The sequence below is a fragment of the Pseudomonas sp. B22(2017) genome, from assembly GCF_002113105.1.
Lineage (GTDB): Bacteria > Pseudomonadota > Gammaproteobacteria > Pseudomonadales > Pseudomonadaceae > Aquipseudomonas > Aquipseudomonas asiatica.
In genome coordinates, this window is record NZ_NEJN01000018.1 from 27,439 (window position 1) to 39,981 (window position 12,543).

A 12,543-nucleotide genomic window follows, 5' to 3' on the forward strand; every position below is an offset into this window, starting at 1 on the left:
ACCCCCGTGACAAAATTTTCACATTGGTTTAAACAGAATCCGCACCCGCACAATGCTGCGTTGGTATACACCTGCGCCATCTCCGCAAACCCGCAATCCTAGGACCTTCCCATTCATGGCTAACCTAGACGCCTTGAAGCAACGGGGCGCGCGAGCGTCGTTCTCGCCCACTCTGAAATCCCACCTGGCCTACACCCTGCTCAGTGGCCTGGTGATCATGCTGATGCTCAGCCTCGTGCGCCTGGCGCTGCTGGTCTACAACAGCGACATGATCGGCGATACCCCCAGCGCGACCGTCGCAGAAGGCTTCCTCAACGGTTTGCGCTTCGACCTGCGGGTAGTGGTGTACATCAGCATTCCGCTGCTGCTGGCCATCCTCAGTCCCTGGGCCATGGCCCGGCGTGGCCTGTTCCGTTTCTGGCTGACCATCACCTCGAGCGTGGTGATGTTCCTCGGCCTGATGGAAATGGACTTCTATCGCGAGTTCCACCAGCGCCTCAACGGTTTGGTGTTCCAGTACATCAAGGAAGACCCGAAGACCGTGCTGAGCATGCTCTGGTACGGCTTCCCGGTGGTGCGCTACCTGCTGGCCTGGCTGTTCGGCACCTGGCTGCTGAGCCTGCTGTTCAAGGGCATCGACCGCATGACCCGTGGCAACGGTGCCGGCGAGGTCACCCTGCAGCGCCGTGCAGCGCCGTGGTACAACCGCCTGGCGGTGTTCATGGTGATCCTGCTGGTGGCCGTGGTCGCCGCCCGTGGCACCCTGCGTCAGGGCCCGCCGATGCGCTGGGGTGATGCCTTCACCACCGATTCCAACTTCGTCAACCAGCTGGGCCTGAACGGCACCCTGACCCTGATCGATGCTGCCAAGAGCCGCTTCGGCGAAGACCGCGCCAACATCTGGAAGCCGGTGCTGGAGCAGGACGTGGCCACGCAGAGCGTGCGCGAGCAGCTGCTGACCGCCCACGACACCCTGGTCGATGCCGACGAGGCTGCAATCCGCCGCGACTTCGTGCCGCCGGCCGAGCGCACCCTGCCGATCAAGAACGTGGTGGTGATCCTGATGGAAAGCTTCGCCGGCCACTCGGTGGGCGCGCTGGGCAGCCCCAACAACATCACCCCGTACTTCGACAAGCTGGCCAAAGAGGGCCTGCTGTTCGACCGCTTCTTCTCCAACGGCACCCATACCCACCAGGGCATGTTCGCCACCATGGCCTGCTTCCCCAACCTGCCAGGCTTCGAGTACCTGATGCAGACCCCGGAAGGCGGCCACAAGCTCTCCGGCCTGCCAGCCTTGCTCAGCGCCCGCGATTACGACGACGTTTACGTCTACAACGGCGATTTTGCCTGGGACAACCAGTCCGGGTTCTTCGGCAACCAGGGCATGACCACCTTCATTGGCCGTAACGACTTCGTCAACCCGGTGTTCTCCGACCCGACCTGGGGCGTGTCCGACCAGGACATGTTCGACCGCGGTGCCGAAGAGCTAGCCAAGCACGATGGCAAGAAGCCGATCTACGCGCTGCTGCAGACCCTGTCCAATCACACCCCGTACGCACTGCCCAAAGACCTGCCGGTAGAGCCGGTAACCGGCCAGGGCCGCCTGGACGAGCACCTCACTGCCATGCGCTATTCGGACTGGGCGCTGGGGCAGTTCTTCGAGAAGGCGCGCAAGGAGCCGTACTTCAAGGAAACCCTGTTCGTCATCGTTGGCGACCATGGCTTTGGCAACCACCAGCAGGTCACCGAGCTGGACCTGGGCCGCTTCAACGTGCCGCTGCTGCTGATTGCCCCAGGCATCCAGGAGAAGTTCGGTGCGGTCAACCACACCGTGGGCACCCAGGTCGACATCGTGCCGACCATCATGGGCCGCCTGGGTGGCCAGGCCCGTCACCAGTGCTGGGGCCGCGACCTGCTCAACCTGCCTGAGGGCGACCAGGGCATGGGCATGATCAAGCCATCGGGCAGCGAGCAGATCGTCGGCCTGGTACAGGGCGACCGTATCCTGATCGAGTCCAAGGACATGACCCCGCGCATGTACCGCTACCAGCTGGGCAGCGAGTTCAAGGCCGAGCTGATCGAAAGCCCGGACCAGCCGGAAATGCTGAAGAAGCTGGAAGCGTATATCCAGACTGCGACCAAGAGCTTGCTGGATAACACTGCCGGTGTAGTGCACGGCACGCCGAAGTAGGTCGGGGCCGTTTCACGGCCCATTCGCGGGCACGCCCGCTCCCACAGGTACAGCACAGGTTTCGGACCTTGTGTTGGCCTGTGGGAGCGGGCGTGCCCGCGAATGGGCCCAACACAAATCCCTCCGACTGAACATTCTCCCCACCTCAAGGTCACTTGTTTCAGGCATCACACACCTTGGTGTTCGTTGACTGAGAGGGTTCGTTCAATGAAAGAGTGGGAAGTCATCTTTGCCGACCAGAAAGGCGTGCTCACCACCCTGACGCTGCGCGGCGACCAGTGCCCCAGCGAAGAGGACGCCGCGCGGGCCATCCGTTCGCACCTGTTCCCGGTGATGGACGAGCTGGACCTCAACGACTTCCAGGACCGCACCATTTCCCCCACCGCACGCTGGCTGAAGGAGCAGAGTGGCGTGACCATCACCAGCATCCACGAAACGCCCTGAACCACACGTTTGCGTGGTGCCCTGGCAGGCACTACGCTGCATGAAGGTGCCGGCCTATTCTGCGGGTCGGCACCGCACCCCTTCGCGTCTTGCATCAGCTCGAACTGCCCGGCCGCTGCCGGCAGGTGCGTAGTGCACGGAAAGTCTATCCATCGCATTATTCAGGAGGACGTTTCATGAGCAGCCAGAACGACGATATCAGCAGCAACGTCCTGCGCCAGATGAAGGCAGGCGGTTTCGACTTCACCCAGATCCATCCCATCGAGTTCTACGCCATATTCCCCGACGAAGCAGGGGCCCGCCGTGCGGCCGGGCAGTTTCGCGGTGAATCGCTGAATGCCCAGGTCAAGGAACTGGGCGACGGTGCATGGCATCTGGAACTGAGCAAGGTCATGTATGCCACGCATGGCGGGATTGGCGACTTTGAAGAGGCCTTCGAGCAGCTGGTGACACCTTATGGCGGTGAGGTGGAAGGGTGGGGGGTCAAGCAGGAGCGGCCCATAGCCTGAGATTTCGGGAGTTTGGGGCCGCTTTGCGGCCCATCGCGACACAAGGCCGCTCCTACAGGCGTGCGCGTACCCTTGTAGGAGCGGCCTTGTGTCGCGAAAGGGGCGCAAAGCGCCCCCAGGTTCTCAAGGCCTGCGCCCAGCCATATGCCTCAAATAGGCCAGCAATTCATCCAGCTCCGGTTCACTCAAGACACTCTCTGCAAACCCCGGCATCTTCGCCTGCGGCCATTGCCGCAGGCTTTGCGGGTCACGAATCAGCTGGCGCAGATATTCAGGCCGAAAATACTCGGTCGGGTTGTGCGGCATATTCAGGTCCGGCCCCACCTGTGCATCCCCTGCGCCATTCAACCTATGACACGCCAGGCAATTCTGCTGGAACAAGGCAAAGCCTCGGCGCACCGGGCTGTCGGCCGGCAACTTCGGGTCGGGCAGCAGCGCCGGAAAACGCGCTTCGACGGAGGCCTGCTTGCGAATCGTGGCAATCTGGAACGGCCACTGCTCCGGGCGGATACCGCTGGCCTGCGGTGCAGTCCACACCAGGTAGAACGGTCCTGCACTCGGCTTGCCTTGGCCCAGTGGTGGCCATGGCCGGTCAGGTTCCTCCACCGCCAGCCAGGCCTGTGCCGGCCCCTGCTGCAACAGTGGCGCCGCGGGCATTTCGGCGGCAAAACCGTCCAGCGCCACTGCCTGCAGGTGGTCGCTGGCGCTCACGCCGTCCAGCAGCGCGGCCAGCGGCACAGCCCGATAACGCATGGGCTGCTTGTAGGAAACGTCCTGGTCGATGCTGATATCCCGGGCCTGCGGGTGGTCGAGCAGTTCTGCACTGCTCCATTGGCGCGTCGTGGCGCCCAGTTCAAGGTGCAGTTGCGCCGCCGATAGCGGCAGGCTCAGGAGCAACACTAACAGTGCAAGGCAGTGGCGCATGGGTAATCTCCGACCATCAAGGCCAGCAGGTTACCTGTGCGTTGCCTGTTGGCGCCACAGCGGCAGTCAACCGAACAAACGTGTGAGGTTCGGCAGGATCAGCAGCAAAGTCGTGGCGAAGAGAATGAGCCCAGCTTGGCGAATTTTCGATTGTCTGAACATGGCGGACCGCCTTCTTGTTGTTATTCCTGAATACCCGTTGGCTTCCCTGTCGCGCTTCGGGTCGATCGCAGTGGCGTTGCGTGACGCCTGAACTGCCTGCCTCTTGAAAGTGGATATACAACCAACAGTAGGGTGTGCGTCATCCATGTTTGAGAACCCTTTGTTCTAATGTTGTCGGTCATTAATTTCTTCGGGCTATGAGGCCAAGTGCCAGCCGGCTGGCATGCTCTCGCTAGACGGTGGCGCAAGTGCCAGCAGGGCACCGATGAAATGTGACCGTTCGTCAGTGCGGCCTACTTGCTTGTACGTGCCTTTCGCGTCAGTCTCTACAGCAGATTCCCACCCATGTCGTTCAGGACTATCCCTATGTCGTTACGCATCTGCATCCTTGAAACCGATGTCCTGCGACCGGAGTTGACCGCGCAGTACCAGGGCTACGGCAGGATGTTCGAGCAGCTCTTCTCGCGTCAGCCGATCGCCGCCGAATTTCGTGTGTACAACGTGATGAACGGCGATTACCCCGCCGACAACGAAGTGTTCGATGCCTATCTGGTGACGGGCAGCAAGGCCGACTCGTTTGGTACCGACCCGTGGATCCAGACCCTCAAGGCCTACCTGCTGAAGCTGTACGAGCGTGGCGAGAAGTTGCTGGGTGTATGTTTCGGCCACCAGTTGCTGGCGTTGACCCTGGGTGGCAAGGCCGAGCGTGCCGAGCAGGGCTGGGGCGTGGGTATCCACCGCTATTCGCTGGCGGCCCATGCGCCGTGGATGGACCCGGAGGTGTCGGAGCTGACCTTGCTGATCAGCCACCAGGACCAGGTGACCGAGCTGCCGGAAGGCGCCACGGTGATCGCCTCCAGCGATTTCTGCCCGAACGCTGCGTACCACATTCGTGACCAGGTGCTGTGCTTCCAGGGGCACCCCGAGTTCGTGCACGACTACTCCCGCGCGCTGCTCGATGCGCGCCAGGAGTATCTGGGTGATGAGGTGTACCACAAGGCCGTGGCCAGCCTGGCCACCGAGCACCAGGGCGACCTGGTGGGGGAGTGGATGTTGCGGTTTATCCAGCATCCGGTGAGCAAACACGACGCGGCCTGAAGCCGAGCGCTGTTTTTGTAGGAGCAGCCTTGTGCTGCGAAGAGGGCCTCACGACCACATAGCATATGTTGGTCTTGCCGGCCTTTCGCAGCACAAGGCTGCTCCTACAGGAAGCGCGCCGGGCCTGGGGTCAAAGCCAGCCAGACTTCTTGAAGCTGGCATACAACGCGGTACAGCCCAGCCCGATTACCCCCAGTACCCCGAAGTACCCATAGTGCCACCCCAACTCCGGCATGTTCTGGAAGTTCATCCCGTAAACCCCTGCAATTGCCGTGGGGAACGCCAGGATCGCCGCCCAGGCTGCAAACTTGCGCTGCACGATGCTCTGCCGTGACGATTCCAGCAGCATGCCGATCTCGATGGTCTGGCTGGCAATGTCACGGATACCGGCCAGGTCTTCCATCTGCCGCGTCACGTGGATCTGCACGTCACGGAAGTACGGGCGCATGTTCTTGTCGATGAACGGGAAGCTCAAGCGCTGCAGTTCCTCGCTCACTTCCACCATCGGTGCCACGTAGCGGCGCAGGCGCAGGATGTCGCGGCGCAGGCTGTGCAAGCGGCGGATATCGTCTTCTTGCAGCGACCCGCCAAGCACGCTCTGCTCCAGCTCTTCGATCTCGCCATGAATGGCCTCGCTGACCGGCTGGTAGTTCTCGGTGACGAAGTCGAGCAGGGCGTACAGCACGAAGTCTTCGCCGTGCTCCAGCAGCAACGGCCGCGCCTCGCAGCGTTGGCGCACCAGGGCATAGGATTTGGAGTGGCCGTTGCGGCAGGTGATGATGTAGCCGTTGCCGGCGAAGATGTGGGTTTCGATGAACTCCAGCTTGCCTTCGTGGCGCACCGGCGAATAGGTGACGATGAACAGGGCGTCGCCGAAAGTTTCCAGCTTGGGCCGGCTGTGCTTTTCCAGGGCGTCTTCGATGGCCAGTTCGTGCAAATTGAACTGGCATTGCAGGTTGGCCAGTTCCTCAGCGTTGGGCTCTTCCAGGCCAATCCACACAAAATGCCCTGGCTTGCGTGCCCATTCGCTGCCTTCGTCGATGCTGATGTTGGTGACCTTTCTGCCGGCGCTGTATACCGCCGATGCCACGACTCGACCCATGGTTGTTCGCTTATTCCGGTTGGACACGGGTTACAGCTTGGGCTGTAGTGGGCTCAAGAGCAACCTAGCGCTTGGCCAGTTCCCCTTCCATGCGGTCGATGCATTGCTGCATCTGCCCGCGGCACTGTTCGATCAGCGCCGGCAGGTCCTGCAGGGTCATGCCCGCCGTGGCGATCGGTGGCAGCGAGCGCACGATCACCGTGCGCTGGCGCCAGCTGTTCAGGCTGAGGCGCCCGGCATAGCGGCTGACGCATACCGGCACGATCGGCACTCCGGCCTCGATGGCCATGTGAAACGCGCCCTTCTTGAAGGCCAGCAGGTGCTCGCCGGGATTGCGCGTGCCTTCGGGGAAAATCCAGATCGAGGTGTCGTCCTGCAGTACCCGGGTGGTCTTCTGCATGGCCTTGCGTGCCTGGTAGGCATTCTTGCGGTCGACCAGCACGTTGCCACCCAGCCAGAACAGCTGGCCGAACAGCGGGATCCAGCCCAGGCTTTTCTTGCCGATGGCGACGGTGCGCTGCGGCACCACCTGGCCAAGCACGAACAGGTCGAAGTTGGACTGGTGGTTGGCGACGATCACGCAGCCTGGCGGCTGGTCCCACAGCGGGCCGACTTCGGCCTTCACCCTGATGCGCATCAGCCAGGTGGCCGGCAGGCTGTAGAGGCGGGCGAACACGCGGCTGTTGTCGGGGTTGAAGGGGCGGCACAGGCCAATGATCAGGCCCAGGGCCCCAACCACAAGGAAATGCAGCGCCAGCAGGAGCATGCGCAATGAATAAAGCATGGTACGACTCACACCAGACAGTCGCCGGGCAGTGTACGGATGTGCACTGGTCGGGGCAAACCCTGGTGCAAGCCTGTTTCGGACTCTTCGCGGGCTTGCCCGCGAAGAGGTCGGCCCGGCTAACCCATATGCTGCTGGTCCAGCTCGATCGCCTTGTCCAACGCTTCCAGCAGCCCTTTGCGCACCTTCAGCTTGGTGTTCTTGTGCGCCAGCATGTTCAGCTTCTTCAGCTCCCGCGCAGCCGCCAGTGCCGCATCCTGCAACTGCTCGGCCGGCACCACCTTGTCGAGGAAGCCTGCGTCCACCGCGCCCTGCGGGTCAAACACCTCGGCATTGATCACCGAGCGGTGGAAGGCCGAGCGGCGCAGGCGGTCGCGGGCCAGTTCGATGCCTGCATGGTGCATGGTCATGCCGATCTGCACTTCGTTCAGGCACACCTTGTACGGCCCTTCGACGCCAATGCGATAGTCGCCCGACAGCAGCAGGAAGGCGCCCTTGGCCACGGCGTTGCCCGGGCAGGCGACCACTACCGGGAACGGGTGCGACAGCAGGCGGCGGGCGAGGGTGGAGCCGGCGGTGACCAGGCTGATCGCCTCCTTGGGGCCGCTGGTCATCACCTTGAGGTCGTAGCCGCCAGACAGGATGCCGGGCTGCCCGGTGATGATCACAACCGCGCGCTCTTCGGTGGCGCGGTCGAGCGCGGCGTTGAAGGCGGCGATGACGTCTGGCGAGATGGCGTTGACCTTGCCGTTGTTCAGGGTCAGGGTGACGATGCCGTCTTCGGCGTGGTAGGTAATCAGCTCGCTCATGGCAGAGTCCTTTTGTTGGCGTGGCGACGACGTTACCCAGCGCCAGGGGCGAGGTAAAGCAGTAAGGCTGACTGGTCGGTCAGCGTTCGCCAGGGCTCAAATGCAAATGCATGAAAAAATTGAAAAAAATGCTTGCCAAAGGGAAGGTCTTTCACTAAATTAGCGCACCTCGACAGGCTGCAAGGCTTGAAGAGAAACGGTGAAGTGTCCGAGTGGTCGAAGGAGCACGCCTGGAAAGTGTGTATACGAGAAATCGTATCAAGGGTTCAAATCCCTTCTTCACCGCCACATTCTACGAAGAGCCCCCGAGCTGAAAAGCCGGGGGCTTTTTGTTTTCACGCCCTTTGGGGCCGCTTTGCGGCCCATTCGCAGCACAAGGCTGCTCCTACAGGATGGGGTGCGCCCCTGTAGGAGCAGCCTTGTGCTGCGAATGGGCTGCAAGGCAGCCCCAAAAACCTAGAAGCTGACCGAAGCCGAAAGCCGAGCCGTGCGCGGCGCTCCCTGGAACAGGTAGTTATCCCCCAGGTAATCCCCCACATCACGCCAATAACGCTTGTCGAACACGTTATCCACAGTCAGCCGCAGCACCGTGTCATACCCCCCGATGCGCGTACGGTAGCGGCTACCCACATCGAACACCGTATACCCACCAACTTCCACATTCCCCGCCTGGCTCGCATATTTGCTGGCGCTGTAGCGCGCCCCACCCAGCAGTGCCAATCCCGGTACCGGCAGGGTGTATTCCGCCTGCAACGCCGCCCGGAACCTGGGCACGTTGATCGCCTGGTGGCCCTCATAAGCATCGGTATCGCTGTTCTGCACCCGCGCCCGAATCGCCGCAGCGCTGGCCTGCACCTGCAGGTTCGAGGTCACCCAGCCGCTGGCGCCCAGTTCCAGGCCGGTGTTCTTCTGCTGGCCTTGCTGCACGTAGGTGAAAGTGCCGGCGTCGTCCGGGCGCGCGTACTGGTACGCCTGGCGTATCTGGAACAGTGCGGCACTGAAGCTCAGGCCTTGCCAGTCATGCTTGAGGCCTAGTTCCAGTTGGTGTGAGGTCGTCGGTGCCAGGATTTCGAATCTGTTCTCGGCGAACCACGGTGCGGTACCACCTGCCGACAGGCCTTTGGAATAACTGGCATATACCGTGGTATCCGGCTGCGGCTTGTAGATGAGCGCGGCGTTGGGCAGCAACTCGTACTGCCGGGTATGGCGACCGGCAACGCCGTCCTCATTCCAGGTTTTCTCGTCCAGGCGTACTTCACGGGCACCCAGTACGGTCTGCCAGTGCTCGTTGAAGCTGATGCGGTCGCTCACGAACAACCCGTACTGGCGGCTGTCCAGGCGACGTTCGCTAGACCTGATGGGCTTGTCGGATGGATCAAAGGCCGGTGCACCCGTGTAGATGTTGCCTGTACCTACCCATTCCATATAGCTGGGGCGCTGATCCAGCGTGCGCCGCTGCGCACTGCTGCCCACGGTCAACTCATGCCCCACGCCCAGCGCATCGAAACGCCCGTTGAGCATGGCCTGCGCCTCATCGGTACGGCGGGTGTCGTCCGGGCTGCGGAAGTCGTAGATGTCGTAGTCGCCGTTGCTGCCGAAGAACGCGCCTTCGCTCGAGCCCCAGGCAAACGAGCTGTAGTCATCAATCACCACCTTGCTGCGCGAAGCACTCAAAGTCCCGGTCCAGGCTTCGTTGAAACGGTACTCGAAGCGCCCGCCCAGGTTCAGCGAATCGTTCTGCACCGGCTTGGCCCAGTGCTGGTAGGCCAGGCGGTCGTCCGGGTCGATGCCATGGGGTACTTCGCTGCCACCGAGCAGCTGGTAACCCGGCACCGAGCGCTGTTCACGGTGCTGGTATTCGGCATCCAGCTGCAGGGTGGCATCTGGGTTGATCTGCCAGTCGAAGGCCAGCGAGGCGAAGTCGCGCTTGCCGTCGGCGTGGTCGACGTAGGAGCGGATGTCTTCATGAGCCAGGTTGGCCCGCAGGCCGAACTGCCGCTCGCTGCCGAACCAGCCACCCAGGTCGGTGGCCAGGTAGCGCTCGCCTTGTTCGTTGGTCGACACCGTGACGCTGCGCACGTCTTCGGCGCGCTTGGTCACGTAGTTGATCAGGCCGCCCGGCTCCGATACGCCGCTCTGCAGCCCGGACAGGCCCTTGAGCAGCTCCACCTGCTGCTTGTTTTCCAGGGCCACGTTCTGCTCGCCGGCGATGGTCTGGCCATTGATGCGGTAGCTGCTGGCGGCATTCAGCTCGAAGCCGCGCACGTTGAAGTTTTCGTAGTAGCCGATGGGGGCGTAGCTTTCGCCCACCGAGGCGTCGCTTTGCAGCACTTCGCTGAGCTGGCGTACCTGGCGGTCTTCCAGCAGTTGCTGGCTGAATACGCTGATCGAGGCCGGGGTGTCGAGCAAGGGTGCGGGCTGGAAACCGCCTACTGCTGCCTGGCGTACCTGGTAGCCGTCGTTGGTGTAGGTATCGGAGACCTGCAGCGGGGCCAGTAGCACGCTGTCTTCGGCAAGCACATGGGGGCAATGCAGGGCCAGGCCCAGGCTGAGCAGGCTCAGGGGCAGGCGGGGATGACGCGGGGGCATGCGGTGGGGCTCCTGGATGCGCGACACCTGCGCCGGCCTCTTCGCGGGTGAACCCGCTCCCACAGGGACTGCACCACACTCAAGCGCAGCGCTGTTCCTGTGGGAGCGGGCGAGCCCGCGAAGAGGCCAGTACAGGCCATGAAAAAAGGCGGCATCTTACAGCCGCCTTCAACATAAAACGATCCGGGCCCTGCGATATCCCGTCAGCCTTTGCTGGCCGGCCGCCTGTGCTGCTTCCAGTTGTCGTCGATCTTCGACCAGGTCTTGCCATCGGTAATGGCCATGAGCTTGCGCCCGTCCTTGAAAGTGGCCAGGAAGGTGGCTTCCTCTTCCTTGCCACCCAGCCAGAGCCCGGCCAGCAACCCCACCGGCCCGGCCACCAGAGCCCCGGCCACGCCCCAGCCCAGGGCACTGCCCAGGCTGCGGCTGGATTCCAGGCTGGCCAGCCGCAGGTCGCTGATGCGTGCCAGGGAAATCCGCTCGCCCGGGGAGGGGCTGCGCGGGGTCTTGAGTGTGAGCGATCCGTTGCGATACTCGCCTTCGCCTTGCAAGAAATCGCCGGATTGCACCGTGAGTCTTGTCATAACGTCGTCCTGTCAGGGAAAGGGCATTGACCAGCGCCTACTGAGCGCTGCCCGGGCAGGCAAGTCAACGGCCATGCGACGGAGGGTCGTGCGGTGCATTGTCGCTCAGGTCAATGGGCTTCAGGCGATCTGCAAAGCGTTCTTGCGCTTGCGCTCGGCCAAACCCCACGCCAGCAACGCCAGCCCGCCAATCACCAACCCGGCCAGCACAATCCCCATCCAGCCCTGGCGTTGGAACAGCTGCGTGCCCAGCAGCGATCCCAAGGCCCCGCCAATGAAGTAGCAGGTGATATACCCGGCATTCAGCCGCGTGCGCGCCTCGGGTCGCAGGGCAATTACCGCATTCTGGTTGCTCACGTGCACCAGTTGCACTGCCAGGTCGAGCATCAGCACGCCCAGCAGCAAGGCCAGCAACGACTGTTCGGCGAAGCCCAGCGGCACCCACGACAGCAGCAATACCACCAGGCCCACGGTGGTGCCCAGCGAACCCTTGCCACGGTCGGCCAGGCGCCCCGCCCAATTGGCCGACAGTGCACCCGCTGCACCGGCCAGGCCGAACAGGCCTATCACCGCGTCCGAATAGTGGTACGGGCCTTTCGCCAGCAGGAACGCCAGTGGCGTCCAGAACAGGGCGAACAGGCTGAAAGCCAGCAGGCCGAGCAGAGAACGCAGGCGCAGCACCGGTTCTTCGAGGAACAGGCGGAACACCGAGCCGATCAGCGCTGGGTATTTCAGCCCGGCATGGCTGTGGTGTTGTGGCAGGCTGCGGTACAGCGCCACGGCGGTGATGGCCATCAGCACCGCGGCCAGCACGTAGATGCTGCGCCAGCCACCCAGTTCGGCCATGAACCCGGCGGCGGTACGCGCCAGCAGGATGCCCAGCAGCAATCCGCTCATCAACGTGCCGACCGCTCGCCCGCGCTGGTGTGGCTCGCTGAGGGTTGCGGCCATGGGCACGAGGATCTGCGCCACCACCGAGAACAGCCCGGTCAGCGCGGTGCCAAGGATCAGCCAGGGAAGGCTCGGTGCGCCGGCGCTGATGACCAGGCCAAGGGTGGAAATGGCAGTCATCACGGTGATCAGCCGGCGTTGCTCGAACAGGTCGCCCAGGGGCGCCAGCAGCAACAGGCCGGCGCCGTAGCTCAGTTGCGCGGCAATGACGATGCTGCCGGCACTGGCGGTGCTCAGGCCGAACTGCTGGGCGATGCTGTGCAGCAGTGGTTGCGCATAGTAGTTGCTGGCCACGGCCAGGCCGGTGGCGGTGGCCATCAGCAGAATCAGGGCACGGCTGAGAGTGGGGGCGTTCATGCAGTTCTCGTGGCGGGCAGAATAAAAGGGGGGATTATC

At 62.9% G+C, this 12,543-nt stretch carries 11 protein-coding genes and 1 tRNA gene; 5 read left to right on the plus strand and 7 right to left on the minus strand.

The window, feature by feature from the left end:
- Positions 1 to 115: 115 nt before the first annotated feature.
- The 3 genes from CAG18_RS24660 to CAG18_RS24670 all read left to right on the plus strand — a co-directional run bounded on the left by CAG18_RS24660 (position 116) and on the right by CAG18_RS24670 (position 3,144).
- A complete protein-coding gene (locus CAG18_RS24660) occupies positions 116 to 2,191 on the plus strand; it encodes an LTA synthase family protein (protein ID WP_015269358.1) in 2,076 nt (691 codons plus the stop codon).
- A gap of 207 nt (positions 2,192 to 2,398) precedes the next feature.
- Entirely contained in the window at positions 2,399 to 2,635 is a 237-nt protein-coding gene (locus tag CAG18_RS24665; RefSeq protein WP_015269359.1) for a hypothetical protein, read from the plus strand.
- Between the two features lie 176 nt (positions 2,636 to 2,811).
- Positions 2,812 to 3,144, plus strand: a complete 333-nt coding sequence (locus tag CAG18_RS24670; protein ID WP_003260395.1) for a ribonuclease E inhibitor RraB — start codon at positions 2,812 to 2,814, stop codon at positions 3,142 to 3,144.
- Positions 3,145 to 3,267: 123 nt separating this feature from the next.
- On the opposite strand, the gene CAG18_RS24675 is transcribed toward CAG18_RS24670, so the two are convergent.
- The gene (locus CAG18_RS24675; RefSeq protein ID WP_085721744.1) at positions 3,268 to 4,068 is read right to left on the minus strand and encodes a cytochrome c; all 801 of its coding nucleotides are present in this window, start codon (positions 4,066 to 4,068) and stop codon (positions 3,268 to 3,270) included.
- A 528-nt stretch (positions 4,069 to 4,596) separates the two neighbouring features.
- Here CAG18_RS24675 and CAG18_RS24680 point away from each other — a divergent pair.
- Positions 4,597 to 5,328 carry an amidotransferase gene (locus CAG18_RS24680; RefSeq protein WP_085721745.1) on the plus strand — a complete coding sequence of 244 codons (732 nt, stop codon included), beginning with the start codon at positions 4,597 to 4,599 and terminating at the stop codon, positions 5,326 to 5,328.
- A 130-nt stretch (positions 5,329 to 5,458) separates the two neighbouring features.
- Here the strand turns inward: CAG18_RS24680 and CAG18_RS24685 are convergent, their stop codons facing one another.
- The 3 genes from CAG18_RS24685 to CAG18_RS24695 all read right to left on the minus strand — a co-directional run bounded on the left by CAG18_RS24685 (position 5,459) and on the right by CAG18_RS24695 (position 8,023).
- Positions 5,459 to 6,430, minus strand: coding sequence for a magnesium and cobalt transport protein CorA (locus CAG18_RS24685; RefSeq protein ID WP_015269363.1), 972 nt, complete (start codon positions 6,428 to 6,430; stop codon positions 5,459 to 5,461).
- A gap of 64 nt (positions 6,431 to 6,494) precedes the next feature.
- The gene (locus CAG18_RS24690; protein ID WP_085721746.1) at positions 6,495 to 7,214 is read right to left on the minus strand and encodes a 1-acyl-sn-glycerol-3-phosphate acyltransferase; all 720 of its coding nucleotides are present in this window, start codon (positions 7,212 to 7,214) and stop codon (positions 6,495 to 6,497) included.
- Positions 7,215 to 7,333: 119 nt separating this feature from the next.
- Positions 7,334 to 8,023: a crotonase/enoyl-CoA hydratase family protein gene (locus CAG18_RS24695; RefSeq protein WP_015269365.1), complete on the minus strand. Its 690-nt coding sequence runs from the start codon at positions 8,021 to 8,023 to the stop codon at positions 7,334 to 7,336.
- 198 nt (positions 8,024 to 8,221) lie between these two features.
- Between CAG18_RS24695 and CAG18_RS24700 the strand changes: the two genes are divergently transcribed.
- Positions 8,222 to 8,311: transfer RNA gene (locus CAG18_RS24700), tRNA-Ser, on the plus strand.
- Positions 8,312 to 8,479: 168 nt separating this feature from the next.
- Here CAG18_RS24700 and CAG18_RS24705 read toward each other — a convergent pair.
- From CAG18_RS24705 to CAG18_RS24715, 3 genes are all read right to left on the minus strand, one after another.
- Positions 8,480 to 10,612 carry a TonB-dependent siderophore receptor gene (locus CAG18_RS24705; RefSeq protein WP_085721747.1) on the minus strand — a complete coding sequence of 711 codons (2,133 nt, stop codon included), beginning with the start codon at positions 10,610 to 10,612 and terminating at the stop codon, positions 8,480 to 8,482.
- 203 nt (positions 10,613 to 10,815) lie between these two features.
- Positions 10,816 to 11,196: a hypothetical protein gene (locus CAG18_RS24710; RefSeq protein ID WP_015269367.1), complete on the minus strand. Its 381-nt coding sequence runs from the start codon at positions 11,194 to 11,196 to the stop codon at positions 10,816 to 10,818.
- Between the two features lie 120 nt (positions 11,197 to 11,316).
- Positions 11,317 to 12,504 (minus strand): MFS transporter, encoded by a 1,188-nt coding sequence (locus CAG18_RS24715; RefSeq protein ID WP_085721748.1) that lies wholly within the window; start codon positions 12,502 to 12,504, stop codon positions 11,317 to 11,319.
- Positions 12,505 to 12,543 lie beyond the last annotated feature (39 nt).

What these genes read in the sequence shown, in the direction of transcription:
- CAG18_RS24660 (WP_015269358.1), top strand. Translation starts at nt 116, where the DNA reads ATGGCTAACCTAGACGCCTTGAAGCAACGGGGCGCGCGAGCGTCGTTC.
- CAG18_RS24665 (WP_015269359.1), top strand. Translation starts at nt 2,399, where the DNA reads ATGAAAGAGTGGGAAGTCATCTTTGCCGACCAGAAAGGCGTGCTCACC.
- CAG18_RS24670 (WP_003260395.1), top strand. Translation starts at nt 2,812, where the DNA reads ATGAGCAGCCAGAACGACGATATCAGCAGCAACGTCCTGCGCCAGATG.
- CAG18_RS24675 (WP_085721744.1), bottom strand. Translation starts at nt 4,068, where the DNA reads ATGCGCCACTGCCTTGCACTGTTAGTGTTGCTCCTGAGCCTGCCGCTA.
- CAG18_RS24680 (WP_085721745.1), top strand. Translation starts at nt 4,597, where the DNA reads ATGTCGTTACGCATCTGCATCCTTGAAACCGATGTCCTGCGACCGGAG.
- CAG18_RS24685 (WP_015269363.1), bottom strand. Translation starts at nt 6,430, where the DNA reads ATGGGTCGAGTCGTGGCATCGGCGGTATACAGCGCCGGCAGAAAGGTC.
- CAG18_RS24690 (WP_085721746.1), bottom strand. Translation starts at nt 7,214, where the DNA reads ATGCTTTATTCATTGCGCATGCTCCTGCTGGCGCTGCATTTCCTTGTG.
- CAG18_RS24695 (WP_015269365.1), bottom strand. Translation starts at nt 8,023, where the DNA reads ATGAGCGAGCTGATTACCTACCACGCCGAAGACGGCATCGTCACCCTG.
- CAG18_RS24705 (WP_085721747.1), bottom strand. Translation starts at nt 10,612, where the DNA reads ATGCCCCCGCGTCATCCCCGCCTGCCCCTGAGCCTGCTCAGCCTGGGC.
- CAG18_RS24710 (WP_015269367.1), bottom strand. Translation starts at nt 11,196, where the DNA reads ATGACAAGACTCACGGTGCAATCCGGCGATTTCTTGCAAGGCGAAGGC.
- CAG18_RS24715 (WP_085721748.1), bottom strand. Translation starts at nt 12,504, where the DNA reads ATGAACGCCCCCACTCTCAGCCGTGCCCTGATTCTGCTGATGGCCACC.